At 37.9% G+C, this 24,537-nt stretch carries 22 protein-coding genes and 1 pseudogene; 2 read left to right on the top strand and 21 right to left on the bottom strand.

All coding sequences use genetic code 11. The annotated features are described in order from the left end of the window. Nucleotides 1-44: 44 nt before the first annotated feature. The 5 genes from HWV02_RS11850 to HWV02_RS11870 form a co-directional block, all read right to left on the bottom strand. A complete protein-coding gene (locus HWV02_RS11850; protein WP_211687897.1) occupies nucleotides 45-872 on the bottom strand; it encodes an NAD(P)-dependent oxidoreductase in 828 nt (275 codons plus the stop codon). Nucleotides 873-1,179: 307 nt separating this feature from the next. After that, nucleotides 1,180-1,530 (bottom strand): cupin domain-containing protein, encoded by a 351-nt coding sequence (locus tag HWV02_RS11855; protein ID WP_211676031.1) that lies wholly within the window; start codon nucleotides 1,528-1,530, stop codon nucleotides 1,180-1,182. A 48-nt stretch (nucleotides 1,531-1,578) separates the two neighbouring features. Continuing rightward, on the bottom strand, nucleotides 1,579-2,154 hold the full coding sequence (locus tag HWV02_RS11860) for a YdeI family protein (RefSeq protein WP_211676032.1): 576 nt from the start codon (nucleotides 2,152-2,154) through the stop codon (nucleotides 1,579-1,581). Between the two features lie 183 nt (nucleotides 2,155-2,337). Then, the gene (locus tag HWV02_RS11865) at nucleotides 2,338-2,727 is read right to left on the bottom strand and encodes an HIT family protein (RefSeq protein WP_211676033.1); all 390 of its coding nucleotides are present in this window, start codon (nucleotides 2,725-2,727) and stop codon (nucleotides 2,338-2,340) included. Between the two features lie 125 nt (nucleotides 2,728-2,852). Next, nucleotides 2,853-3,161 (bottom strand): hypothetical protein, encoded by a 309-nt coding sequence (locus tag HWV02_RS11870; RefSeq protein WP_211671577.1) that lies wholly within the window; start codon nucleotides 3,159-3,161, stop codon nucleotides 2,853-2,855. Between the two features lie 131 nt (nucleotides 3,162-3,292). On the opposite strand from HWV02_RS11870, the pseudogene HWV02_RS11875 reads away from it, so the two are divergent. Then, a pseudogene (locus HWV02_RS11875) lies at nucleotides 3,293-3,544 on the top strand (IS110 family transposase); the annotation flags it as partial. Nucleotides 3,545-3,668: 124 nt separating this feature from the next. Here HWV02_RS11875 and HWV02_RS11880 read toward each other — a convergent pair. The 7 genes from HWV02_RS11880 to HWV02_RS23020 form a co-directional block, all read right to left on the bottom strand. After that, entirely contained in the window at nucleotides 3,669-3,998 is a 330-nt protein-coding gene (locus HWV02_RS11880) for a low molecular weight protein tyrosine phosphatase family protein (protein ID WP_211676034.1), read from the bottom strand. A 158-nt stretch (nucleotides 3,999-4,156) separates the two neighbouring features. Next, nucleotides 4,157-4,498 carry a hypothetical protein gene (locus tag HWV02_RS11885; protein WP_211687901.1) on the bottom strand — a complete coding sequence of 114 codons (342 nt, stop codon included), beginning with the start codon at nucleotides 4,496-4,498 and terminating at the stop codon, nucleotides 4,157-4,159. A gap of 94 nt (nucleotides 4,499-4,592) precedes the next feature. Beyond that, a complete protein-coding gene (locus HWV02_RS11890; RefSeq protein WP_211687903.1) occupies nucleotides 4,593-5,069 on the bottom strand; it encodes a GNAT family N-acetyltransferase in 477 nt (158 codons plus the stop codon). A 24-nt stretch (nucleotides 5,070-5,093) separates the two neighbouring features. Then, nucleotides 5,094-5,621, bottom strand: a complete 528-nt coding sequence (locus tag HWV02_RS11895) for a GNAT family N-acetyltransferase (protein ID WP_211687905.1) — start codon at nucleotides 5,619-5,621, stop codon at nucleotides 5,094-5,096. 22 nt (nucleotides 5,622-5,643) lie between these two features. Then, complete coding sequence (locus HWV02_RS11900) at nucleotides 5,644-6,015, bottom strand: N-acetyltransferase (RefSeq protein WP_304610869.1); 372 nt, start codon at nucleotides 6,013-6,015, stop codon at nucleotides 5,644-5,646. A gap of 216 nt (nucleotides 6,016-6,231) precedes the next feature. Then, complete coding sequence (locus tag HWV02_RS11905) at nucleotides 6,232-6,633, bottom strand: DUF2007 domain-containing protein (protein ID WP_211687908.1); 402 nt, start codon at nucleotides 6,631-6,633, stop codon at nucleotides 6,232-6,234. Nucleotides 6,634-7,155: 522 nt separating this feature from the next. Further along, entirely contained in the window at nucleotides 7,156-8,445 is a 1,290-nt protein-coding gene (locus HWV02_RS23020) for a PAS domain-containing methyl-accepting chemotaxis protein (protein ID WP_211687910.1), read from the bottom strand. 691 nt (nucleotides 8,446-9,136) lie between these two features. Between HWV02_RS23020 and HWV02_RS11915 the strand changes: the two genes are divergently transcribed. Beyond that, nucleotides 9,137-9,556, top strand: a complete 420-nt coding sequence (locus HWV02_RS11915; RefSeq protein ID WP_211687912.1) for a hypothetical protein — start codon at nucleotides 9,137-9,139, stop codon at nucleotides 9,554-9,556. 214 nt (nucleotides 9,557-9,770) lie between these two features. Here the strand turns inward: HWV02_RS11915 and HWV02_RS11920 are convergent, their stop codons facing one another. The 9 genes from HWV02_RS11920 to HWV02_RS11960 all read right to left on the bottom strand — a co-directional run bounded on the left by HWV02_RS11920 (nucleotide 9,771) and on the right by HWV02_RS11960 (nucleotide 24,298). Then, entirely contained in the window at nucleotides 9,771-10,625 is an 855-nt protein-coding gene (locus tag HWV02_RS11920) for a hypothetical protein (RefSeq protein ID WP_211687914.1), read from the bottom strand. A 370-nt stretch (nucleotides 10,626-10,995) separates the two neighbouring features. Beyond that, nucleotides 10,996-11,172, bottom strand: a complete 177-nt coding sequence (rmf, locus tag HWV02_RS11925) for a ribosome modulation factor (RefSeq protein ID WP_067049208.1) — start codon at nucleotides 11,170-11,172, stop codon at nucleotides 10,996-10,998. Between the two features lie 149 nt (nucleotides 11,173-11,321). After that, nucleotides 11,322-13,070 (bottom strand): DUF3466 family protein, encoded by a 1,749-nt coding sequence (locus HWV02_RS11930; RefSeq protein ID WP_211687916.1) that lies wholly within the window; start codon nucleotides 13,068-13,070, stop codon nucleotides 11,322-11,324. Nucleotides 13,071-13,085: 15 nt separating this feature from the next. Next, nucleotides 13,086-14,996 carry an ABC transporter ATP-binding protein gene (locus tag HWV02_RS11935; RefSeq protein WP_211676044.1) on the bottom strand — a complete coding sequence of 637 codons (1,911 nt, stop codon included), beginning with the start codon at nucleotides 14,994-14,996 and terminating at the stop codon, nucleotides 13,086-13,088. Nucleotides 14,997-15,162: 166 nt separating this feature from the next. After that, the gene (locus HWV02_RS11940; RefSeq protein ID WP_211676045.1) at nucleotides 15,163-15,399 is read right to left on the bottom strand and encodes a glutaredoxin family protein; all 237 of its coding nucleotides are present in this window, start codon (nucleotides 15,397-15,399) and stop codon (nucleotides 15,163-15,165) included. Continuing rightward, the gene (gene rlmKL / locus HWV02_RS11945; RefSeq protein ID WP_370629405.1) at nucleotides 15,399-17,531 is read right to left on the bottom strand and encodes a bifunctional 23S rRNA (guanine(2069)-N(7))-methyltransferase RlmK/23S rRNA (guanine(2445)-N(2))-methyltransferase RlmL; all 2,133 of its coding nucleotides are present in this window, start codon (nucleotides 17,529-17,531) and stop codon (nucleotides 15,399-15,401) included. Before rlmKL ends, HWV02_RS11940 begins: the two co-directional genes overlap by 1 nt. Nucleotides 17,532-17,684: 153 nt before the next feature. Further along, nucleotides 17,685-18,245, bottom strand: a complete 561-nt coding sequence (locus HWV02_RS11950) for a cell division protein ZapC domain-containing protein (protein ID WP_211676046.1) — start codon at nucleotides 18,243-18,245, stop codon at nucleotides 17,685-17,687. A 101-nt stretch (nucleotides 18,246-18,346) separates the two neighbouring features. Then, the gene (pyrD, locus tag HWV02_RS11955) at nucleotides 18,347-19,357 is read right to left on the bottom strand and encodes a quinone-dependent dihydroorotate dehydrogenase (RefSeq protein WP_211676047.1); all 1,011 of its coding nucleotides are present in this window, start codon (nucleotides 19,355-19,357) and stop codon (nucleotides 18,347-18,349) included. A 90-nt stretch (nucleotides 19,358-19,447) separates the two neighbouring features. Beyond that, nucleotides 19,448-24,298 (bottom strand): NAD-glutamate dehydrogenase, encoded by a 4,851-nt coding sequence (locus tag HWV02_RS11960; protein ID WP_211687918.1) that lies wholly within the window; start codon nucleotides 24,296-24,298, stop codon nucleotides 19,448-19,450. Between the last annotated feature and the right edge of the window lie 239 nt (nucleotides 24,299-24,537).

Raw genomic sequence — 24,537 nt, forward strand, 5'->3', positions numbered from 1 at the left:
GCTCATAAAGATAAATTTTAATACTTTGTATCTTACCCCGTTATTTATGTGTATTGCTCGAAGTACTCGTTAATTGTGTATTTTTCTGCGAAATATGGACTAATTGGTAAATTAAGATTAAGTTTTTCAATATCTATAGCGCCAAAGCCATTATGTATTTCAAACTCGTCCCAACTGATTTTGCAAACACGTTCAATAATTGAATTCTTATAAAGTAGATCTGCAAACGCCTCGGGTGTATAGCCTTTTCTTTCTGCAATGATGTGTTGGCGTGGATGAATATTATTTTGGGACACTAATGTATAATAAAAATCTGCCACATCGAATACATGAACATACTGATTATAACCGGTACTAGGAATTGCCACTGTAACAGTTGAATTTTTCCAACCTTCAATAATACGGCGCATTTGGCACGACTTACCACCATAAATAATGCTCGGGCAATAAACAACATTCCAATTTAAAGATAAAGAATCATGTATGGTTTGTTCGTCATCTTTGACCATCTCGAAAGGACGTAAGGTGAAATCATTTAGCTCTTTTTCATTTGCATTACCAAATAGCCAAACACCTGACGTATGTATTTTTTTTGCAGTTTCTGACGCAAAAAGATTTAAATTTGAAAGTAAATCTCTCTCAATCCGGCTAATCTCTTCAGGCGTGTATCTTTTCCAATGTGCACGGGCGCAATTAATGACCACATCAAAGCTCCCGTGCATTTCAGTATTTTTACTTGAAATATTTCTATTGTCACATTTATCGCTAGTACCATCTCGGCTATAGACATAAACATCAACACCTTTAGCTTTGAATAGATCTCTTACATGACTTCCAACATATCCATTTGAACCTGCAATAAGTAATTTCATACTACCTCGGGAATTAGATCTACACATAAAATTTGTATAACAGGACTCTTGACTTTCCAAATCTATTCGGCCTAGTCAATAACGACTAATCAAATGAAAAATAAGATAAAATACCAATGTGATATTAAAGCAGATTCTTAGAAAGTGCGAACGGCGGAACTTTTGCGGCATTAGGATGGGTAGTGTTGGGTACAGGTCTAACACCGTTTCACTGTGCAGAAACGGTCAACCCAGCCGCTTTCAAATCGTGTTGATACGATTGTTATGGTAATTGTCTTACACGCAGTTTAAGTAAGCAAAATAGCCATTACTTTAAACTTGCTTGAATAATGAGTAATTCAATATCTTCAACTGAATCATTTAATAAACCATGAGTACCAAAGCGTTTATTCACAATCATATCGCCAGCAACCACTCGTTTGCTTTCCCCCTCAATAATCATTGAGCCTTCACCTTTGAGGATGATATACATTTCTTCATCGTCTCCGTGAGAATGCTCTCCCATTGAACTACCTGGCGGCATAATGACACGAATAGCAAAATCCCAAGCACCATCAAAGTCTTTACGTCTAAATACACGGTAAATATCAATAGAGCCAACACCATCATGGCTGTTGTGATCAACTTCTTTATCACAGTTGTAGAAATTACGAATCATTACTGTCCCTTTCTATTTTCCCCAATTAATAACATTTGTTTTAAAGACTTAAGTCGGCTTTTCTTCGTTAACAAGCATATCAATGAATTTTTCAAATCTCCTTAGTCTGGTTTCGGGTTTCTTCGCACTTGTCAATCCATACGCAATGACAAAATGACTCGATTTATTAAGTGTTTGAAAAAATTGTTTAGCCTTCGGCTTACTCTCTAATGCTGCTAGGAAATCCATCGGCACTTTCATTTCACTTGTCACATAGGCGTTCTCCCACCGGCCGTCTGCTTTAGCAGCACGAACAAGCACGAGTCCTGGCTCCGTCATCCGGCCTTCGCTTATCAAACGCTCCACATGCTCTCTATTCCTTTTTGACCAGTTGCTTCGCGCTTTCCTAGGAGTAATTCGCTGGAGATAGGCTTGGTCATCAATTGACTTCTTAATACCGTCAATCCAACCCCAGCACAAAACCTCAATAACGACATCGTTCCAAGTCACGCTCGGAATCCCAGTCTTTATCTTGAATATCTTCACCCACAGTTCACTTTCGATGACATGATTCACCTTAAGCCACTGGGCAAGATCTTTCGGCGATGCAAAGGCCATTATTTTCGCTGGATTGGGTTCAGGCATAAAACTAGCTCCTCTTCAGCACAAGCCTCAATAATAGGTGAATGGCTCGATACTTAGTGCTATTGCCATAAACACCGCTCTAATAAGTTAATAAGTTAATAAGTTAATAAGTTAACTATATGCTGGTGGACGATTTGCACAGCAATGGCAGACAGCCTTGGTGACTCTTAATTCAGAGGCTTGTTATAAGCCTTCTAACGACTTGCGTAAGTCATTTATGTTTTGAATTCCCAAATTACTGCTTTGCCAACCAAACTTATCACCCTCGAAACGTGGGAACACATGAAGATGATAATGCCCTAAATCATTAAACTTACCATTATTTTGAATAAAGCTGATGCCGTCAGGGTTAAACTTAGAATCCAACCTACGGTATAAATCTCTAGCCACTTCATTTATCTCTTTGAATACTAACTCTGGAACATCAATGAAATTTTCATAGGGAAACGTTGGGGCTATAAGTAAATGCCCAAAGTTAATAGGATCATAGTCCGCAAAAGCAATAACGTTAGCTGACTCAAAAATGATAACAGCGTCTATTTCACGACTAACTATTTGTTCAACTATCGTCATATTTTCCTTATACTTTCGATTTGGCTTAAAACGCCCAAATAATGGGCCAAAAATTGTTGGCTAAATATTGAAGAACGAAAACAGTCACTGTTTTTTGTCCTTATTAATTAGCTTATTATAAGTCACTACACATCATAGTAACCTACAGTTAATGTGCTAGCGTTTTCCATTCCTATACCAACACTAGTAACACGACCACTCTTACTCCAAGTTACATTATAGCTACTACCATTATTGATAATCTCTAAATCTAGCTCAGCCAGAAAAATGCTATTTTCATCAAAATACTTGATTTGGTAGTTGCCCTCGAATTCAGAATTTGCATTCCCAGTAGCTAAACCTGTGCCTCTTCCATAATCATCGTGCACCCAAACTGCTTTTAGCTCGCCAGTGACATCACCTTTTGAATATTGAACATGACCTATATTTGACAATTTAATCACCAATCCTGAGTTGACTTATAGACATAATGACTCCCACAAGGTGCTAGCCTCCAACTTCGTGGGTTAGTTTTAAAAACCAGAGCCATAATATATTTGTCAAAAATATAAAACTGGAGACTAGCATGAGTAAACATAACATAGTTTTTATTGGCATGGACACGCACAAATCATTTATTGAGGTCGTTTATATCGAAGATGTGCGTGGCGTCAAACCAATTCATCTGGGTAAGAATCCATTAACTAAACAATCAGTTACAAAATTGGTGCGTCGGTTCGAATCAAAATACCCACATGCAACGCTGCACTTCGTTTATGAAGCCGGTCCTTGTGGTTATTTGATCTACCGTTTGATCACATCGCTAGGCCATTGTTGCTAAGTGACTCAAGTCTGAAGACCTGGCTGTGATCTACGTGCCCGAACCAGAAGAGTTAGCGTATAGAATAAAGCATCGGGTGTGGCAGAATCACCGACGGCGTTAGGATGGTAGCTAATCAAAGTTAGCTGATACTTAAGTAACTACCCACTGCTTGTTGCATAATTTCTACCAACTCACTATCCATATATTGATAATCATCAGGAATATCTAATACTTGAATATCTTTATAATTAAGCAACCTCGTAAATTCTGCTTTAAGCCTGTTTTTATGTTTTTCTTCCATCACCAAAATCACGTCTGCCCATTGAATATCTTTGGCGTTTACTGTTCTTTTAGCTTTAGGGCTCGTACCTGCGGATCTAACACTTAGTTCGGAGTGATTTTTCCAAACTTGTTCTCCAGTAGGACTACGCCATTGGTTACGACTACATATAAATAGGATGTTTTTCACTTTATAATCCTCAATTGGTATTTCATCATCGAACGGTTGTCTCAACGTTTATGATGAAAACTAACTAGATCATCGATAAATAACAGGCCTATTATTTATCTCAATTCTTACTCAACACTCGAATAAGATGTCGGCTGCGCGGCACCTATTCTTATATGTTATGTGATACCGACAGTTTGAACCGGAACCCAACCTTCCTCACCACGAGTATTTACCACAAGAAACCATTCATTTAATTCAGATAGAACCTCTAACGATTCATTAATTTCTGTATCAAGTTCAAATGCATTATAATTACACTTGGCTATTCCTTTGGCTTTACATTGATTCATTTCAATATAATCAACCGGTGCCCAACCTTCATTTCCATCACTAGTGATAGTTCTAATCCAGCCGATAAATTCAGTATCAAAATGACCAAGAATTAGAGGTTCACCATCGATAAAAGAAATGGGATTTGGGTAATCTGATTTATGAGCTTCCTTAACTATAACTTTCATAGTATTTCCTTATATCTTCTATTCGCATAACGCCGCATTAAACGGATTGAAATTGTGGGTAAAACGCAGATAAAACCTAAACCGAACAAACTGTTTAGCAGTCCCACTTTAAATTTAGATAGTAAGCTCGCTCAGCTCCACTATCGGGATGCGGATCTTCAGTTTTTTTCCAGCCCATTGCTTTATACAAACTTGTAGCGGCTTCCATTTTATCCCATGTTTCTAAGTAGATGGCATCTTGCCCAGATAACTTGGCACGTTGAATAGCAGCACTCAATAATTTTTTGCCTACGCCTTTACCTTGCTGATTATCTGAAATATAAAACCCAACAAGTTTTGCTACATTTTCTTTATGTACTTTCAGTATAATTGAACCAATAACAACATTATCCAAGCAAGCCACAAGCTGTGCGATTGAGCCTTCATAATTTTTGCCAAACTGTCCAAGCTCATAATCAAGAACTGCAAAGTCAGGTTCAAGCCCGTAGCTCTTCATGATAGGAGATGCAATAGCCTGAATTGCTTTTGCATCAGTTAATGTTCCGTCTCTAACGATGATATTATCACGCATAATGAACTCGCTTATAACGCCGCGTTAAGTATGTTTAGCGTAGATTAACGTACTATCTAACTCACCAGACGGCAGACGCCTAGCGTTGTTTAATTGGGCTTCCAATTGATACCCACAGCGCTTCGCAACCAACTGACTCTTAGTATTTGAGCCCGCCATTTTAATTTCTACTCGCTTAGCTTCCTTTTCAAGAAAAGCGTACCTTTCCACTAGTCTAACGGCTTCACTAACGTAACCAGTGCCCGTTTTGGAGGTTTGTAGCCAATAACCTATTTCAAAGAAAGGAACAGATCCATCTCGAACAATAAATCCGACTGCGCCAATAAATGAGTCAGTTTCTTTCTCTATGATGTTGAACCAAAACTCACCAATAAACGCCTCGTAGTTTCTTATAGCCTCTTGGGTGTTTTTGACGACATCATCTTTCGTGAGAGATTCTGTAACCCAAGGCAAGAATTGAGAAAACTCGGCTCTACTATCCTCAATTACTTCATACATTGGTTCGGAAAATTCCAACGATGGTGGAGCTAACTTAAGTCTTTCACTTTCCATATGAACTCCCTGTTTGTTGTGCTCAATAATATGATAGAACATGATTTTCGTGAAGCTCACCATCAATATCAAAGTTTAGCTCACCAATAGTTGTAAAATCCAAATGACGATAAAAACGAAGGGCACTTTCATTTTTTACCCATATTGATAACCAAAATGGATACCCATGTTGAACTTTGATTTTATCAAGCAATTTTCGACCAATGCCTTGCCCATGAAAATGTTCAGACACATATAGTGTTTTCACTTCATATCCATTCATGGCGCAACCAAAGGTCGAGGCTAAATCGACAACAATAAAACCAACAAGGTGTTCATCTTTGGTGTAAACCCAAATGTTACACGTTGAATCATCCAACATATTATTAAAATATTGCTCTGTAAACGTAGACAATGCATAGTGGGAAAGCTTTGTTCTGATACCTTGCGTTGCATAAGTGTGTTACCAAACCTGCAGCGATAAAACAGCCAAATTGATACAGTCACTTTGTGTGGCTTTTCTTATCATGCGTTAACCTCGCGCAGCATATAACACCGTTTTACCTTTATCGGCTATTAGCCAGTAAGTGCGTTTTTAAAGTCGGCATTAAGTCTGTGACTAAATGTCCTGTTATGTTTCTTTAAACCAACCACAATCCATGCATTTTTTACCATGTTTATAAAAAAACAAAGGGAACCCTAACAATATAAATAATAGGAATGCAGGCTTTTTACCTTTCGTGTAATTGACAACATTACCACTACTACATTGAGCACATTGTTCGGGCTTTTCTTTAAAAGCTAAATCGACATCCTCAGAAAAATTCATGTCTAATATGGCTTTTGCTTCAGTTTCAAATTCCTCAGGGACAAATAGCCTCACTCCTCCAATAGCATTGGAGTAAAGCCATTGCATATTAACTGTGTGTTCATCCGCAATATAAGCAGGAATCCCCTCACTTTCTAAGCTAGCTTTAGCTATATTTGCGTCCAAAGGAAATGAATATTTAGACACTACAACAAATTTACTCATACCCATCCTAGAAGCATAACAGTGTTTATACGGAGTTCCGTATAAACAACTAGATTACCGTTTCACTCACCTCGTGTAAACGGCGTCAATGTAAGACAGTGTAATTCATATATTTTAAGCTTTACCCATTGCCAACAGTAGTGATAATGATTATCATTGCCCCGAAAGCTGTATTTAACGATGTCTCCGCAGGAAATGTAAGAATGAAGTGCTGTAAAAAATCAATAATGGTAAAAGTGAATAGAAAATGGTTTGAAAAGCTAATTTATAGTAGTATCTATAAATGTAATAACTGTAACAAATCGATTAAGCTTAAAGCAAGTTAGTTGACAGCCCATATAAACTCATAATGCGCTGTTTGTTAAATTTGAATTATATTTTTAGGCGTTAATAGTATCCAACAAACAGCATCTCTTTTCTTACTGAGTTATGCTTATTCCCTTCACTGCCCTGCTTTCTTCATTGCGAACCAACATTTTTCGCCGCTGAGACAACAGGACAGGTCACGCATAGTATCAATAATTAACGCTTATCTTTAAAGCTATTAACTGCTGTTGATACACTTTCAGCACCTTCATAAATTTCATTCATGATAGAAGATACTTCTGTTATTTTTAAATTAGTCTCATCTGCTACAGAGCCAATTTTAACCATAGAGTCTGTCACGTCATTAGTTAATATAAGATTTTTGCTTACAACTAAATTGATTTCTTCAGTTGATGCTGACGTGCGAGAAGCCAGTTGGCGGACCTCATCAGCAACAACAGCAAAACCACGCCCTTGCTCACCCGCTCTTGCCGCTTCAATCGCAGCATTAAGCGCAAGTAAATTCGTTTGTGCTGCAATCCCACTAATAGTTTTAACGATCTCAGAAACATCTTTAGACAAAACCCCTAGCTCTTCAACTTGTTGTATTGATAAGTTTATGCTTCCCAGCATCTGATTAGAAAGATCGACGGAATCATTAAGTACCTTACTTCCTTCTAGAGCGACTTGAGATGTTTCGACTGCAGTACTGTATGCAATGTTTGCAGCATCTGATATTTCTAACTCCCTCTTAACGTCTGAAGTTATATCTGATGCAAGTTTGACGACTTTATATACCTTGCCATTCGAATCAAAAACAGGGCTATACGATGCTTGGATCCATACCTCTTTCCCATTCGTATCTTTTCGTAAAAAGCGGCCAGAAAAAGTATGGCCATTAGAAAGTTTTTCCCAAAATTCTGGCTGTTCTTGGTAAAAGCTATCGTAGCAAAACATGCGGTGATGCGAACCTTTTACCTGATCCAATGTGTATGAAAAAGTGTCTAAAAAAAGTGTATTTGCATCTATCACAGTTCCATTCGGTTCGAACTCAATAACTGCAAAACTACAATTAAGCGCTGTAATTAAATCCTTTTGAGTCTTTGCTTGGTTATATTGAATAGTGATATCACTGGCTATTTTCATTACACCATCCACGATACCTTCTTTAAGAATAGGAAAATAGGTAGCTTCAATAACAACTTCCTCTCCAGATTTTTTATAGCGTTTGAACGTTCCAGAGAGGGCTTTACCGGCAGAAAGGTCATTCCAAAAGTTGCTATATTCATGGCTGTGGGTAAATTCTTGACTACAAAAAATACGGTGATGCTCACCTTCAATTTCATGAAGACTATAGCCTAATGCTTTGAGGAAAAGTGGGCTAGCCGTTTTTATATTACCCTTCTTATCAAATTCAATCGCTGCTACTGAATTATTAATAGAGTCGACAATATTATCGTTATAAGTAGGCTGAAGTACTGCAGGTGGCTTTCTTTTAAAAAACATATTATCTCTCAAGTTATTATCTATATTAAATTATGACCAGTATATCGAATATAGGTTAAATTAAAATCGACGGCTTAAGCTCCCTTACACCTGCTTACATATGCTTACAGCTATATTCGATATGTAAAACTTGCTAGTATACAAAATGAAACTATCTAGATTATTTACACTATTTTAAATTATCTTGATGCCGAATATCCTGAAAAGTCTCTGTCACCAAAGCGCCCAGAGCTATTAGAAAAAGCACTAGAATGGGAAAAATACTGTGATGTAGAAATTGGAGTCCATATTCGTCGCTATTGTTATCATACCTTATTAGCAGAACCGAAAATTGTAATCCCCTTCTTCACTCAAGGCGGTCCTTTTTGGGGGCCTTTAATCAGTCCCAAAGGTTATGGTCTAGATTGGCCCGACGCTATGCCTGGAAGGTTACAAGAATTTATCGATAAAAATGAAACGAAGTTAGATAAATTTCGTTGCTTATATCGCGATTTTCGATGAATTCTATGACTTACAATTATACGTAGTGCGGAATAGGAATAAACGTGCGTAGGATTAGCCTATTAATCTAGTTTATTACACCCTTTTCAACACAATACTTCATTAATTACATCAGTTTAAGTAAAACATGGTTGAATCAAACTACAATATATGTAACATGGTCATTTTGGCTTTAAATGGAATTAACCATATGAAAGTAAGTGTAATTTCGCTTAGTCTGCTTTGCTTATCAACATCAACAGCCTACGCTTCTGACATCTACTCATGTAAAGACATAAGTGGTATCTGGAAGTCTCAGGACAATTCCCATAGCTACACGATGAAAATTTCGCCATCTAGCGATTTATGTGGAGATAACTGCATATCCCTTGATGTGAGTTACACTCTAGATCAGGAGCATAAAAATAAACTAATCTGCTATGAAGGAAAAGCAGGTGTAAGTGGACAAGTACCTATGGTGTTAGCTTTTGAAGGGAAATATGGTGGACACTCTATTGGTTCATACAACCGAGAGTTAGAACTTATGTGGACTGGTGTAATCCCCAAAAGAAAGGATGGCACTTGGGTTACTAGCATGGATAGCTATTGGTTTAAGAAAATGACTAACTAAAAGTAGAATAAATATTTTAGTTATTTAACCATTGAATTTTAGAAGGTAGTAATGAGAGGCTAACCCTCCCATTACTTTATTTACCATAGCCTTAACTCTACACATAATCATATATTATTAATATTCCTTTGAAGTACTGTAGATATTGGAACGCTATGTTTTTCGTAAGATAAAATAACTTCCTCTTGATACAGGGGATTTTGAAAATATAACATTAAGCTATTTTTCTTTTTCTTGATAGACCAAGACCGACTAAACCAAGACCCAATAATGTAACTGAAATGGGTGTAGGAACCGTTACTGGTGGACCTTGAAATTGGATAAATAAATCCCCATCAATAGCACTGAAAATAGGGTTATCTAAAGAAGAATTATTAGCTATCGTTGATGATTCAAATCGTAACGTAAAGCTGTCTGTATTAGCAAAATTTAATAACACAGCGCCTGTTGTATCAGTTTCACTAAAGTTAGTACCCGGACCTTCAAAGAGAATACTCGCCCCCATATCAGTAGCGACTAAACTTGCAGGGTTAGTACCCGTGATATAGGACATTAAGCCGTCACTTTTAAATACCCGTAAGTTTTCCGTTTGTTGTGGCTCGCCATCCACGTCATAAGCAATAATATTCAATTCATCGGCAGTTATTGGATTTGTAAAAGTATTAGTTAGGCCACCGGAACCATCAAATAATTCGAAAACAAATTCTAGTCCACCAGTTACTGCTTGACCTATCGGTATTGAAGAATCTCGACGATAAAGAAAGCCATGATCCCCATTTGGTTCGGAAACACTTGTACTCTCATAATTTGGGATCTGGAAATCAGGTACATAACCACCAAAGACGGTAGCTGTAACCTTAGCATCAATAGTGTTACCACCACTCATACCGACATTCGTATAGTGAACAACCCCATCTGTTGTTGCCGGATGAGAGGGGTCCCAATAAGGGTTCGTATCAAAGTTCACGTTATATGGGTTTGAAAAATCAAGGTCCACAGGCACTGCATAAGCAGATGTGGTTACGAGTATAGTACTCGCTAATAATGATTTACAGAGTATATGTTTCATTTCACGCTCCTAGGTAAATCCGCTTTTTATTGCCATTTCTCGTAAATATTGTGGCGATAATTGCGGTTGGCTACTATCCTACAGCAAGTAGTGTGCCCATAATTTTTTTGTTAAATGAAACAACGCATTAGATTTATCTAATGTTTTTTCTTACCTAAATATTTATTAATTGTAAATCTTATCGACACTCAATTTTAATACTTAATTTGCTATTTTTAGGTTAAAACTCCCCCACCCAACACCATTGCTATCCTCGATGGTGCTGGATAGAAAATGTAATGAGTGATTTAAAGATATAACGGAGCTATTAAACAGAAAAACCCCGTTAGCAGCGGGCCAACGGGGTTTCTTTGTGTTTACTATGTGTTTATTATTTTATGAAGAGCCCTGTACTTCGGATCTCTTGTGCTTCACGCCAACCACCTAACCACTGACCTCGCGAATCTGCGCTTTGAAATGGACAAACTTCATTCGACCTACCTGCTGTTCCTGCTTGATAACCTTTCGAATATGCTCTTTCCAAACGATCTCGTTTCTGTCTCTTCATTCTAGATTCCTCAAAAAATGTTTAACTTAAACTTGAGACTTTCCAAGTCTCTATTAAGTAATAGGTTAAGATATTCGACAAATCAAATAAAAAAAGCCGCAGTAAAGAAATTACTGCGGCTTTATGAAACAAAGCGTAATATTTAGCGTTTAACGTTTAAAACGACGGAATAAAAGCAACATAGTTGGTAACAATATGAACCAATTCATACTACCGCCACTACGTGAATAGTTTTCTTCAGTGTTGATAGGGCACTGTGATGTCGTGGACAAATTAGCCAATTCATCCGCACTGATTGTCATCGTTAATACGACAGGAGTAGACCCGAGCCTATTCTTATAGTTATCAATGTTCTTATAATCGAAAGCATTAGACACGACAACTACATTGCCATTGGCGTCAGGATCACTAATACTGATCGCGTTAGCAAATCTGTATTTAACATCACTGTCATCCATACCTTTACAATACAAATCATCTAAATATGCTGATTTTTTAGTTTTGTAGTCATAGATAAATGCACTTTGAAAACGTGGAGAACCTTGTGCTGTTGGTGATGTTTCCCCTCGATCATCACGCCAACCAACAACGATACCGTCATTATTGATTTTACTCACCTGTGAACTCGCACCTTTAATAGGGTTGGTCTTGAATGGGTAACGTGTTTCTTGTGTTTTTACATCATAAGTAAAAAACTCAGTTGCATAACTTCTGTTTTGAAGCTGGTTATAGGTACGGTTGCCAACAACAATGAATGCTTGAGAGTCACTATCTGTACCATCTGCAGTAGCAAATGACGAACTAGCTGAAACATAAACTTTATCTGTAATATCAATCGCAACGGTATCACGAATGATCTCATTATAATCATCACCCGCATCCGTTTTAGGTTTTGTGATTTCAGTCATCTTATAAGAAAGCACATCAGCTGATTCAACAGTTGGCTTGAATATGGTTGCACGAGCACGACCACCACTTGTCGATTGGTAAATCTGTTGCGTAGAAAAACCAACGGCAAAGCCGGATGTGTTAATCGCATAAGCATTAGCAATAAACGTTGCGTAGCTACCCGTACTTAACCAATTCGTTTTACCAGTAAGGTATGAAGCTGTAATGCCTGTTTCATCCCAAAAGCTTGCTTGTAGATCAAAACCAGGACAATTATATAGTTGATCATAATCCGTGCGGCTATCATTAGCAGCTGAATTAAAACAGCGATTAAAACGACCAGTATCATCAGCGTTTGACCACTGCACACTTGCTTGACCAACAATTAGTTTGTTATTGAAAGTAGTCGAAGTACCGCTTTTAGTAACAGTGATATCTGCGGCATCATACGCAGAACTAAAACCGCCATTTTCAGTAAACTCTGGTAAAAGCGATGTTGTACCATAATAACCACGTCGAACAATCTTGCCTGCTGAAGTCCCATAACCAACTTCCACTGCGCCATCTAACGCCGTGATTTTACGTGATAGGGGTAAACTGGCAGGAGACACTTCAATTGTGTTTACTGAGCTCGTCGTTTCTGATTCATAAGAACCATTGTAATCGCCATAGGTATTTAAGATATTACGACGCCAAACGAATAGGCCATCACTATTATCTGTCTTTGTACCATTCCAGAACATCTTACACACATCAGAATCAGAAACGCAATATTCGTTATATGTCCAAGGCGCACCAATATCGTATGAAAATTGTTGTGCATATTTCTGAGTGTACGTCGCGCTGGTCATCGTACCAGTAGCAGCACTTGACGTGTCCATTGCTGACACATATGGACCAAAGTCGTGAGCACCACTGCTGTCTACAACAATAGCGGTAGTTGAAGCCACCGCAGTTGTACACAATACGAGACTAATAATCCCTGCTAGCTTAGTCTTTTTTAAAAGCATTATGTTTAGATTTCCTTAGCCTTTCATTTCTTCAAGCTCTTCCCAACGCGAAAATGCAGTCTCTAGTTCTTGCTCTTTACTCGCAAGATTTTCAAGCATTGCTTTTGTTTCGTCAGCAGGCTTATTAAAGAAATCAGGTTGATTAATTTCAGCTTGCAAAGTTTCAACTAGTGCTTCAAGTTGTTCCATTTTTGCAGGCAGTTTATCAAGTTCAACTTGAATGTTATAAGGCAGTTTCTTTGTTTTAACAGCCTTAACTGGTTTTTCTTGTTTTACTGGCTTTTCAACTACCTCAGCTTTTGCCTTTGGCTTTGCTGATATAGATTGCGTATTTGCTTGTTGATTCTTAGCATCATGGTAACCACCAACAAAGTTAGTGATGTTACCTTCACCATCAAACATCCAGCAACTTTCTACTGTGTTATCAATAAAGTTACGGTCATGGCTTACTAATAATAACGTACCCTGATAATTGGCAAGTAATTCTTCTAAAAGTTCCAATGTTTCGATATCTAAATCATTGGTTGGTTCATCCATAATCAAAAGATTAGATGGTTTTAGAAATAATTTTGCTAACAACAGACGGTTACGTTCGCCACCAGACAGTACTTTAACTGGTGTACGCGCACGTTGTGGGTGGAATAAGAAGTCTTGTAAATAACCGAGTGCATGACGCGGTTTGCCATTAACCACGACTTCTTGTTTGCCGTCAGCTAAATTGTCTATTACTGTTTTTTCAAGATCGAGTTCTGTACGATGTTGATCGAAGTAAGACACTTCTAACTTAGTTCCACATTTGATGATACCAGCTTGTGGTTGTAATTCTTCAAGCAATAACTTGATTAATGTACTCTTACCACAACCGTTTGGACCAACGAATGCAATTTTATCGCCACGCATAATGTTAAAGGTAAAGTCGTTAACGATTTTCTTGTTTTCGTAAGCGTAGAATACGTCCTCGCCTTCAAAGATACGTTTACCTGAGCGTGATGTTTCATCAACGGTAATTTTCGCTTTACCTTGTACGTTCAAGCGTTCGCTACGTTCGTTACGCATTTCTTTAAGTGCTTTAACACGACCTTCATTACGTGTACGACGTGCTTTAACACCTTGACGGATCCATACTTCTTCTTGCGCTAGGCGCTTGTCGAATAATGCATTTTGTTCATCTTCTACACGTAATGCTTCTTCTTTACCTACTAGATATTCATCATAGTTACCAGGGAAAGACATTAAGTTACCACGGTCAATATCAATAATACGTGTTGCCATAGAACGAATGAAACTTCTATCATGACTTACGAAAATGATTGTACCGGCGAAATCTTTTAAGAACTCTTCTAACCAAAGAATAGATTCAATATCCAAGTGGTTCGTTGGTTCATCAAGTAATAGGATATCTGGTTTGCTTGCTAGTGCGCGCGCTAATGCTGCGCGACGTAACCAACCACCTGATAAATCATCAAGTAACATGTCAGCTTCTAAATCTAAACGCGTAAGTACTTGTTCAATGTTTTGTTCAAACTCCCAACCATTACGGTTATCAAGTTCTTCTTGTAGACGCATCAATTTGTTTAATGCTTTTTCACTGTAATCTTCACCAACAAGGATCGCTTGGTGATGGTAATCTTTTAGTACTTGACCGATGTCCGCTAGACCACCCGCAACAAAATCAAAGATTGTCACGCCGCTTACTTTTGGTGGATCTTGCTCTAAACGAGAAACAACTGCATCTTGTTCAATTCTAAGGACACCATCGTCAAGTTGAATTTCGCCGCCAATAACTTTCATCATTGTCGATTTACCTGCACCATTACGGCCTACAAGACAAACACGTTCTTTTCGTTCAAATACAGCATCGGCATGGTTTAATAATGGTAAGTCGCCAAAGGCTAAACATGCATTTTGTAACGTGATAACAGCCACGATAATTCCTCAATATAAAATTCAATTGTTTCAAAAATAAAACCATTATAGGTAATGTTGAAACAAGCAGTTAGATAGATTCTAACATAAAGTTGTAAAATAGAAAAAATCCGAGCGTTAACAATTAACCTGTAATTGAGAATCCACTCGGATAAAGTCACGTAAATTAGTCTTGTGCGATAAAGTCAGCCAATTCTTCAGAATCAAATGGCCAACCAATTTCTTTATCAGTCACCTTGTTCTTAATAACAGGAATACGAATACCATAACGGGCGATGTCATCTTCATCATGGATGATCTCTACTTGTGTGATTTCACTGACCAAGTGTTGAGCTGTCACCAGTTCCCAAGCTTGTTCACATAAGTGACAACCTTCTGTGGTATAGAACGCGTATTTAGTCATTATGCTACTCGTTCAACAAGCCAACAGTTACTGATGTTTTTGTTACGCGCGAAATCTTTAGAACGATTTTTTTCAGTAATATTGGTTGCTTTAAGGCCCAGTTTTTCGAGTCCTTCAAAATCTAGCTTAAAGTTACGTTTATTGTTAGAGAAAACAATTTCACCACGTGCAGATAGAATATTCTCTAACCAAGTAAACAGTTGTATGTGATCACGTTCTACATCGAAGCTGTCTTCCATACGCTTTGAGTTTGAGAATGTTGGAGGATCAATAAAAATAAGGTCAAATTTATCTTCACAACGTGCTAACCAAGCGAGACAGTCTGCTTGTACAACTTCGTGCTTACGCATGCTGATGTTGTTTAACGCAAAGTTACGTTTTGCCCAATCAAGGTAAGTATTCGACATATCAACAGTTACTGATGATTCAGCCCCACCTAAAATAGCGTGAACACTTGCACTGCCTGTATATGAGAATAAGTTTAAGAAACGTTTACCCGCACTCATTTGACCAACCATGCGACGTGTTAAACGGTGATCTATAAACAGACCCGTATCTAAATAGTCTTTCATGTTCACTTCAAATTGAGCACCATATTCACTTACCGTAAACACTGACTTAACTTGTTGTATTTTTTCGTATTGGTTACTGCCTTTTTGTTTTTGGCGAACTTTCAATACAAGCTTGTTCGGATCAATTTGAGTCACATCAAGCGTAACAGCAACAATATCCATGATACGTTGTTTGGCTTTTTGCTCTGGTACGTCTTTCGGTGCTTTATATTCTTGTACAACTATCCAATCACCGTATAAATCGATAGCAGCATTATATTCAGGTAAATCCGCATCATAGAGACGGTAGCAGTTAACTTGCTCTTTTTTCGCCCACTTCGTTAACTGTTTTATATTTTTCTTTAAACGGTTACGGAAGTCTTCGGCAAAACCAGGGGTCATTTGTGTTTCAACGTGTGCCTTGGCTTGACGCGCAATCGATGAAATTTGGTAAAGCTTAAGGAAACATTCTAATGAACCATTAAACAATTTGTATTGCTTGTTTGCACGCATGCCTAAACGTGAGAGTAAATCTGGGTTTGATGAGAAGAATGCAACATTCCAGCCCGAGAATTCACTTTTCAGACGTTCACCTAATACTTGGTGTAACACGATAAGTTCAGGTTGCTCACCCATACGCTCACCATATGGAGGGTTACAAATTAATGTACCTTCGCTGGTGAAATCGTTAACAAGGTTTTTAGCGTCACCAGTTTCTAATTCAATAATGTGTTCTAGGCCTGCTGCACGTACGTTGGCTCTTGCTTGATCAAGTACACGCCAGCTCTTATCAAAACCGTATACTTTAAGATCGCTGTTCGCAATATTTTTACGTGCTTGGTATTTAGCTTGTGCAACCAGTTCTTCCCAACCTGATTGATCGAAATCATTCAGCTGTTGGAAACAATAACGTGAACGTAAAATACCAGCCGGTACTTTTAATGCCATTAATGCAGCTTCAATAAGTAATGTTGCAGAACCACACATAGGATCTACAAGTAGACCATCCGTGTAACCACTACGTTTGATAATTGCAGCCGCTAGATTTTCTTTTAGCGGTGCCGCACCAGTACCTTGACGGTAACCACGTTGATGTAAACCATTACCACATAGATCAAGAGAAAGCGTCGCTTCTTCACGACGAATGTGTAGGTGAATACGTACATCAGGATCATTTTTAGCGACATTTGGACGGTCGCTCATGCTTTTAGTGAAGCGGTCAACAATACCATCTTTAACTTTCAACGCACCAAACTGTGTATCGCGAATACTGTCATTGGTACCAGAACAAGAGACGGCAAAAGTTTTATCAAGATCGAATATTTTTTCCCAATGCATGCCTGATACCGCAAGGTATAGATCTAATACATCGAAGATTTTGAATGTTTTTAATTGCAAGGTCACTCGAGATGCTAAGCGGCTCCACAAACAAATTTTATACGCTGTTAATTGAGTCGATTTAAATGAAACACCAGCCATGGTTTCACGGCAATCCTGTGCGCCAAGTTCAATTAGCTCTTCTTTAAGTAGAAGTTCCAATCCCTTCGGAGAAGAAGCAAAATAAGTGTTGATTGTAGTCAATTTGAAAGCCTATATTATTTCGAGATACTTTCTAGTAGAAAGAAAGTAAGGAATGTGATTATTAATGGGGGCGAATTGTACCACGCGGCATTATAGTCGCATAGTAATGTTGAGGAAATTATTAGATAAACGGGGGATTATTGATAGATTATGCTATGCCATGATCTGAACGTAGGAAAAAGAATCATCTGTTAGCGCTTTTTCTACTGTATTCTGTAGTTTAACACGATCATTCATTACTCGGATAACATCAAACTGATTTAACGTTTTAGAGTCAGAAAGTTGCACGCTACTTTCTAATAACATACACGTTGAAACACGATCATCAGCTTCTAAAATAACAAACTGAACATTATCACCCCTTAACGATAAAGTAATAACGTCGCCCGTACTAAACTTGTCATCAGAATAATTATATTCAAAGAACCAGCTTTGCGGCATTTTTACTTTATGAAACCGTAAATTAGTCACCCCGTTCAATGCAATTTGTACTTTTGCAGGCACACTTAGTGCTAAATCTTTGAGTGATTCTAAGAAATAGTAATAATAGCTTGAATCCTCGGCGCAAAAATTGATTCGGCCTTTACACAAGCTATTCATGTTTCGTTTATCTAAATGGCAAGACATCGCAAGCCCATCGGATAATTGAATGACGATGAATTGACTTGCGCAGTCGTATTGCCAATACCACTTGTTGCTTGGTTCTAGTAACATCCTGATACCAGTAATGTAATTAACTCTTCAGGTAGTTTAACTACACCCTATCCATAAGTAAATACCCATATCAGAAATATAGACGAAAACCAAGCTAAAAGTTACAAACTTTTTACAATGTTTTTAACTAATTTAGGGCCTTTATAGATAAATCCACTATATACCTGAACTAATTCTGCCCCCGCAATGAACTTTTCTTTTGCTGCGACAACAGAATCAATACCACCTACACCTATGATAGGTAGTTGACCATCAAGCAACACTGCTAATTTACGTACGATTTCAGTACTCGCGTGCTGAACAGGACGACCACTTAACCCCCCCGCTTCACAAGCATGTGGCATATCATGCACTAATGTTCTGTCTAACGTTGTATTCGTCGCAATTACACCATCCATTTTATATTTTACTAATGACTCAGCAACTTGCGCTAGCTCTTCATCGGTTAAATCTGGTGCAATTTTAACCGCTAACGGTACGTATTTCTCGTGTATTTTAGTTAATTCAGCCTGACGTTCTTTAAGACAACTTAATAAACTATCAAGTGCTTCACCATACTGAAGTGTACGTAATCCAGGCGTATTTGGTGATGAGATATTAATGGTGATATAAGACGCATATTGGTAAACCTTATCCATACAAATCAGGTAATCTTCATCCCCCTTTTCGATTGGCGTATCTTTGTTTTTACCAATGTTAATACCCAAAATACCTTTATAGTTGGCTTTTTTTACATTTTCAACAAGTGCGTCAACACCTGCATTGTTAAAACCCATTCGGTTAATGATCGCTTCCGATTCTACAATTCGAAATATACGCGGTTTATCATTACCAGCTTGTGGACGCGGAGTCACTGTGCCAACTTCGATAAAACCAAAACCCATTGCGGCAAAAGCATCGATACTCTCGCCATTTTTATCTAGGCCAGCCGCTAAACCAACAGGGTTATCAAACTTCAGCCCCATTACAGTGACTGGTTTGCTCGGTAATTTCTGCGAATATAAGCAACTTAAAGGAGTAGAGCCAGTTAATTTTAACCCTTTAATTGTCATTTCATGCACTACTTCTGGGTCTTGCATAAACAAAAATTCACGTGCAATACGATATAACATTTTCTATTCCTCATAAAAAAGCACTGTATCAACAGTGCTTCATAATTAAATCATTTTAATTGAGTGTATACGTAAACACTAATTTATCCATTAACTCGCATTACGGCAGCTTAAGTGAAGTAAATTCAATTCACGTAACGCAACGGAGAATTTAGCAAATTCATGCGAAGAACTCATATTAAAATCAGCCAACATTTGCAGCCAACGAACAACAAGCACATCATGTTCAGATAACCATTCGTCTATGATTATATCGCATTTACCTGTTGATGAACAAGTAGATAACACCACAGATGTTAAGCTACGTTGTTGTAGCGCAAGCTCTTCGCGAAATGCTGCTCTTGCAAGCGCTTGCCAATGGTTAGCAACGGGTTGCAAGTTAATTTGATGCATAAAGTCATGTAACTGCAACTTATTACCTAACGCAAAGAAAATATGCTGCACTAATGACATCGGTACTTGGTGTTGTTTACAAACATCAGCAATATCAAACGCCGAGAATAACGTGTTCTGATGTACAATTTCGTTTGCAATTGCACTCGGCACAGATTTTTCAACCAAGCCTTGGATACGTATATTTTGTTTTTCTTTGTCTGCATCAACAAGGACTTCTTCTGTATTTTCTTTCATACCATCATAGATAGGTTTGTAGAAATTAATCGTCTCTGCAATGCTCATGTTACGGTCACGGTAACGAACTAACCAACAAACGGCACGACGGATATAACGACGGCTTTCAAATAACATATCTAGTTGTGTTTCAGAATCAAGCTGATTATCGAGCCCAGTCACAACATCCCACATGTTTTCCATACCGATAACATGTTTGCTGATAACAAAACATTTTGCAATTTCAACTATACTAGAGCCAGTTTCATCTTGCATACGACCAACAAAGTTCATCCCCATGTCATTAATAATATCATTGGCAAGTTGCGTCGCAATGATTTCATTTTTCAACGGATGAAGTTGCATCTGATCTTTGTACTTGCCTTGTAGTAGCTGTGGAAATGCCATAATAAGTAGTTCAGATAAAAATTCGTCTTCGAATACTTCTGGGCAATTAAGCTGTTCTTTCAATTGCATTTTAGCGTAAGCAAGTAACACTGAAAGTTCTGGACGCGTTAGGCCTTCGTTCTTAGCTAAACGTTCTGCCAACTCTTCTTCACTTGGTAAAAATTCAAGTTGACGGTTTAACTTACCTGAGCGCTCAAGCATTTGCATAAAGCGAATTTGTTCTTTTAACTGTTCTGCTGCACGTGTTTGAGTAACCGATACAGATAGGGTTTGCTTGTATGCGTTGTTCAATACAATTTCAGATACTTCATCTGTCATCGAATACAATAACTCATTACGCTGCTTACGAGTTAAATCACCATTACTTACAATGCTGTTAAGCAAGATTTTAATGTTAACTTCATTATCTGAGCAATCTACACCACCCACATTGTCAATGAAGTCACTATTAATACGACCGCCATTTTTAGCATATTCGATACGACCAAGTTGAGTACAACCTAAATTACCACCCTCGCCAACAATCTTAACGTTCAGTTCATTACCGTTAATACGCACGTGGTCATTAGCTCGGTCACCTACATCGTTATTTGTTTCTGATGTTGCTTTAACGTAAGTACCGATACCACCATTCCACAACAAATCAGCTTGTGATGTTAGGATAGCTTTAATCAAATCAGTTGGTGTCATAAGTGACACCTTTGTACCAAGCATCTTTTTAATTTCTGGTGTTAGCGTGATAGCTTTTGCTGAACGTAAGAAGATACCACTGCCTTTAGACATGATCGAACGATCATAATCAGTCCAGCTAGAACGAGGCAGATTGAATAAACGATCACGTTCTGCATAACTTGTTGCGCAATCTGGATTTGGATCAATAAAGATATGCATGTGGTTAAATGCAGCGATTAACTTGGTGCTTTTAGATAACAGCATACCATTACCAAATACATCACCAGCCATGTCGCCGACGGCAATACAAGTGAACTCTTCTTCCTGGCAGTTAATACCCATTTCACGGAAGTGACGCTTAACAGATTCCCAAGCACCTTTCGCTGTAATACCCATTTTCTTATGGTCATAGCCTACTGAACCGCCCGATGCAAACGCATCACCAAGCCAGAAGTTATATTCATCGCTGATTTCATTCGCGATATCAGAGAAAGTAGCAGTACCTTTATCTGCAGCAACAACTAAGTATGAATCATCTTCATCATAGAAGCGTACGTTTTGTGGATGAACCAGTTCGCCTTCTACAATGTTGTCTGTGATATCAAGTAAACCACGGATAAATGTACGGTAACATTGCTTACCAATACTAAATACTTCATCGCGGCTGTGGCTTGGCTGGATTTCTTTACAAACAAAACCACCTTTTGCACCCACAGGTACAATTACCGTATTTTTAACTTGCTGTGCTTTTACAAGACCAAGTACTTCAGTTCTGAAATCTTCACGTCGATCAGACCAACGGAGACCACCACGGGCCACTTTACCACCACGTAAATGGACACCTTCAACTTGTGGAGAATAAACAAACACCTCAAATTTAGGTAATGGTAACGGCATATCCGGAATTAATGACGATTCAAATTTGAACGAAATATAGGCTTTACTTTGATCAGTCGCGGTTGATTTTGGATCTATTTGATAGAAGTTCGTACGCGATGTTGCTGTGATTAAATCGATAAAGCGACGAATAATACGGTCATCATCCAAATTATTTACTTTTTCAAGCTTACTTTCAAAGTTTGCAATAATATCGAGGCTGTCAATCGGCCCTTGGTCCATTGCAAATTTTTGATGGAAATAACAATACAAACTATTCGCTAGTTCAGGTAGTGAGGCTAACGTATTCTCGATGTATGCCTGGCTAAAGTTATTGCCAATTTGACGCATGTATTTTGCGTATGATCTAAGCACCGAAATTTGACGACCCGACAACTTAGTCTTAAGAACCAACTTGTTAAAGCCATCATTTTCTAAACGACGCTCCCAAACCTGATGGAAAGTAGACATAAAGTCTGCACTGCGCTCTGTTGTATCAAGCACATTATCACCCGTGTAAAGCATGGTGAAATCTAGCACCCAGTACACATCACCGTCAGCAGTCTTTACTTTAAATGGTGTTTCACCAAGTACTTTCAAGCCCATATTTTCTAACATAGGCAAAACATCAGATAAATGAATTGGGTGATCTTTATGGAATAGTTTTAAACGTACGTGATTAGAGTCATGCTGCTCTTCTTGCGCACGATAGAAAATCATTTCAAGCTTGTGCTCAGCCGACAGCACTTCTAACTTAATAATGTCTGCGACTGCAGAGCTTGGTAACACATATTCTTTGTATGACTGTGGGAAAGCGTGAATATACTTTTCAGATAAATAACGACCTTTTTCTTCACCATAGTGACTTACAATCGCAGTTTTAAGCTTATCATTCCATGATTTAGCAGCTTCAGATAAGTTTTGCTCAATTTCAGCTAAGTTAACTTTCAATTCTTTATCATTTGGATCAACGTGTACAATATATTGCGTTCTAGCCATGTTACCTTCAGAGAAATAAGTATTGAATTCAACTTCTTTATCACTACCTAAGTAGTCAGCTAACACTTGCTGTGTTTTTTCACGTAATAACGTGTTGTAGCGTTCTTTTGTGACATACACCATGCAAGAATAATAACGGCCGAATAAGTCTTTACGCACAAACAGCTTAACTTGATCGCGATCTTGCATGTGTAAAACACCGAGCGCACAATGTAAGATATCTGCTTCACTTGATTGAATAAGTTCATCTCGTGGATACGTTTCTAAAATGTTTAATAGTGCTTTATAAGAGTGGTTTACCGGGTTATAACCAGATGCAACAAGTACACGTTTAATTTTATCGCTGATAAGCGGAATATCAATTGCGCTGCTATTATAAATTGATGACGCATACAAACCAATAAAGCGTTCTTCACCAATAACGTTATTATTTTCATCAAACAATTTAATGCCAATATAATCGATATTAGCAGGTCTATGAACTCGAGATTTCGCATCACTCTTCGTTAAGATAAGCGTGTTCTGTGATAATACTTCGCGTCGTGCGTCAGTTGAAAGATTTGCTAAGGCATAGCCTTTGTTATTAACCGAATTTTTCATGATGCCTAGGCTTGAATCACAGTCAGGTGTAATAACGTAATCACCTTTTATTGCTTCAATATCGTAGCGGCGATAGCCAAGTAAAGTGAAGTTATGATCACACAACCACTTTAGGAATTTAAGCGTATCAGAATAGTCGATACCTTTTTGTTTAGGTTTCGAAGATAACCTTGTGATTACAGATGTTAGTTTCTCTTGCATTGGAGACCAGTCACCAACAGCTAAAGCAACTTCATTTAATACAGAGTTTAATTCTGCACTAATCGCATCTAATTTTTTGCTTTCTGTTTGACGATCAATTTCAATTAAAAATACTGTTTCTGAGGTGAAATTTTTCGCATTTTTAGGATTTGTTAAAATTTTATTTACACGGCCGTTCTCATCTCGTTTCAAAGCAATTGGCTGATGTAACATCAAATGTGAAATTACGCCAAGTCGAGATAACGCCATCATTACAGATTCGGTCAGGAAAGATGAATCAGGGACAATGATTTCAACAATCGTGTGTGTTGATTGCCAACCATTGAGGCTGATCTCTGGATTGTAAACACAAATATCGGGGCCACTATTGTTACTGCTATTCAATCTGTTCCACAAACTAATTGCAGCACAATACAGATCACTATCACTACGCGAAGAGAGATCTTCTTGCCTCATCCCAGCATATAATGCAGTGACAAACTGCTCGACTAATGTATTGTTTTTTGCATCTACTTTAGTCTTTACAAGGCTGATTACGTTTTCCAGTAACACGGGAATAGGCGTTTTATTCAACATACTAGCAATCCTTCAAATCTTGGTTTATTAAGTCTAGCTAAAAAAGTAACTTATGAGGTTATTCAAGCGGGCATTCTAACATTAATATTTGTAATAAAAATGCTACAGAGGCAACAAGATAGAAAGATAAATGAAGGTTTTTAAGAATAAAACCTTGAATAATTACTCAAGGTGGGTATATGACGCCAAAATTAATCAAAATACCCACTTTTCATAAACAAACGTTTAACTTAATGTTA

This window comes from Moritella sp. 28 (assembly GCF_018219435.1).
Lineage (GTDB): Bacteria > Pseudomonadota > Gammaproteobacteria > Enterobacterales > Moritellaceae > Moritella.

Bases quoted from the DNA above. Each gene is read 5' to 3' on its own strand.
- HWV02_RS11850 (WP_211687897.1), bottom strand. From the start codon at position 872: ATGAAATTACTTATTGCAGGTTCAAATGGATATGTTGGAAGTCATGTA.
- HWV02_RS11855 (WP_211676031.1), bottom strand. From the start codon at position 1,530: ATGATTCGTAATTTCTACAACTGTGATAAAGAAGTTGATCACAACAGC.
- HWV02_RS11860 (WP_211676032.1), bottom strand. From the start codon at position 2,154: ATGCCTGAACCCAATCCAGCGAAAATAATGGCCTTTGCATCGCCGAAA.
- HWV02_RS11865 (WP_211676033.1), bottom strand. From the start codon at position 2,727: ATGACGATAGTTGAACAAATAGTTAGTCGTGAAATAGACGCTGTTATC.
- HWV02_RS11885 (WP_211687901.1), bottom strand. From the start codon at position 4,498: ATGAAAGTTATAGTTAAGGAAGCTCATAAATCAGATTACCCAAATCCC.
- HWV02_RS11890 (WP_211687903.1), bottom strand. From the start codon at position 5,069: ATGCGTGATAATATCATCGTTAGAGACGGAACATTAACTGATGCAAAA.
- HWV02_RS11895 (WP_211687905.1), bottom strand. From the start codon at position 5,621: ATGGAAAGTGAAAGACTTAAGTTAGCTCCACCATCGTTGGAATTTTCC.
- HWV02_RS11905 (WP_211687908.1), bottom strand. From the start codon at position 6,633: ATGAGTAAATTTGTTGTAGTGTCTAAATATTCATTTCCTTTGGACGCA.
- HWV02_RS23020 (WP_211687910.1), bottom strand. From the start codon at position 8,445: ATGTTTTTTAAAAGAAAGCCACCTGCAGTACTTCAGCCTACTTATAAC.
- HWV02_RS11915 (WP_211687912.1), top strand. From the start codon at position 9,137: ATGAAAGTAAGTGTAATTTCGCTTAGTCTGCTTTGCTTATCAACATCA.
- HWV02_RS11920 (WP_211687914.1), bottom strand. From the start codon at position 10,625: ATGAAACATATACTCTGTAAATCATTATTAGCGAGTACTATACTCGTA.
- rmf (WP_067049208.1), bottom strand. From the start codon at position 11,172: ATGAAGAGACAGAAACGAGATCGTTTGGAAAGAGCATATTCGAAAGGT.
- HWV02_RS11930 (WP_211687916.1), bottom strand. From the start codon at position 13,070: ATGCTTTTAAAAAAGACTAAGCTAGCAGGGATTATTAGTCTCGTATTG.
- HWV02_RS11940 (WP_211676045.1), bottom strand. From the start codon at position 15,399: ATGACTAAATACGCGTTCTATACCACAGAAGGTTGTCACTTATGTGAA.
- HWV02_RS11950 (WP_211676046.1), bottom strand. From the start codon at position 18,245: ATGTTACTAGAACCAAGCAACAAGTGGTATTGGCAATACGACTGCGCA.
- pyrD (WP_211676047.1), bottom strand. From the start codon at position 19,357: ATGTTATATCGTATTGCACGTGAATTTTTGTTTATGCAAGACCCAGAA.
- HWV02_RS11960 (WP_211687918.1), bottom strand. From the start codon at position 24,298: ATGTTGAATAAAACGCCTATTCCCGTGTTACTGGAAAACGTAATCAGC.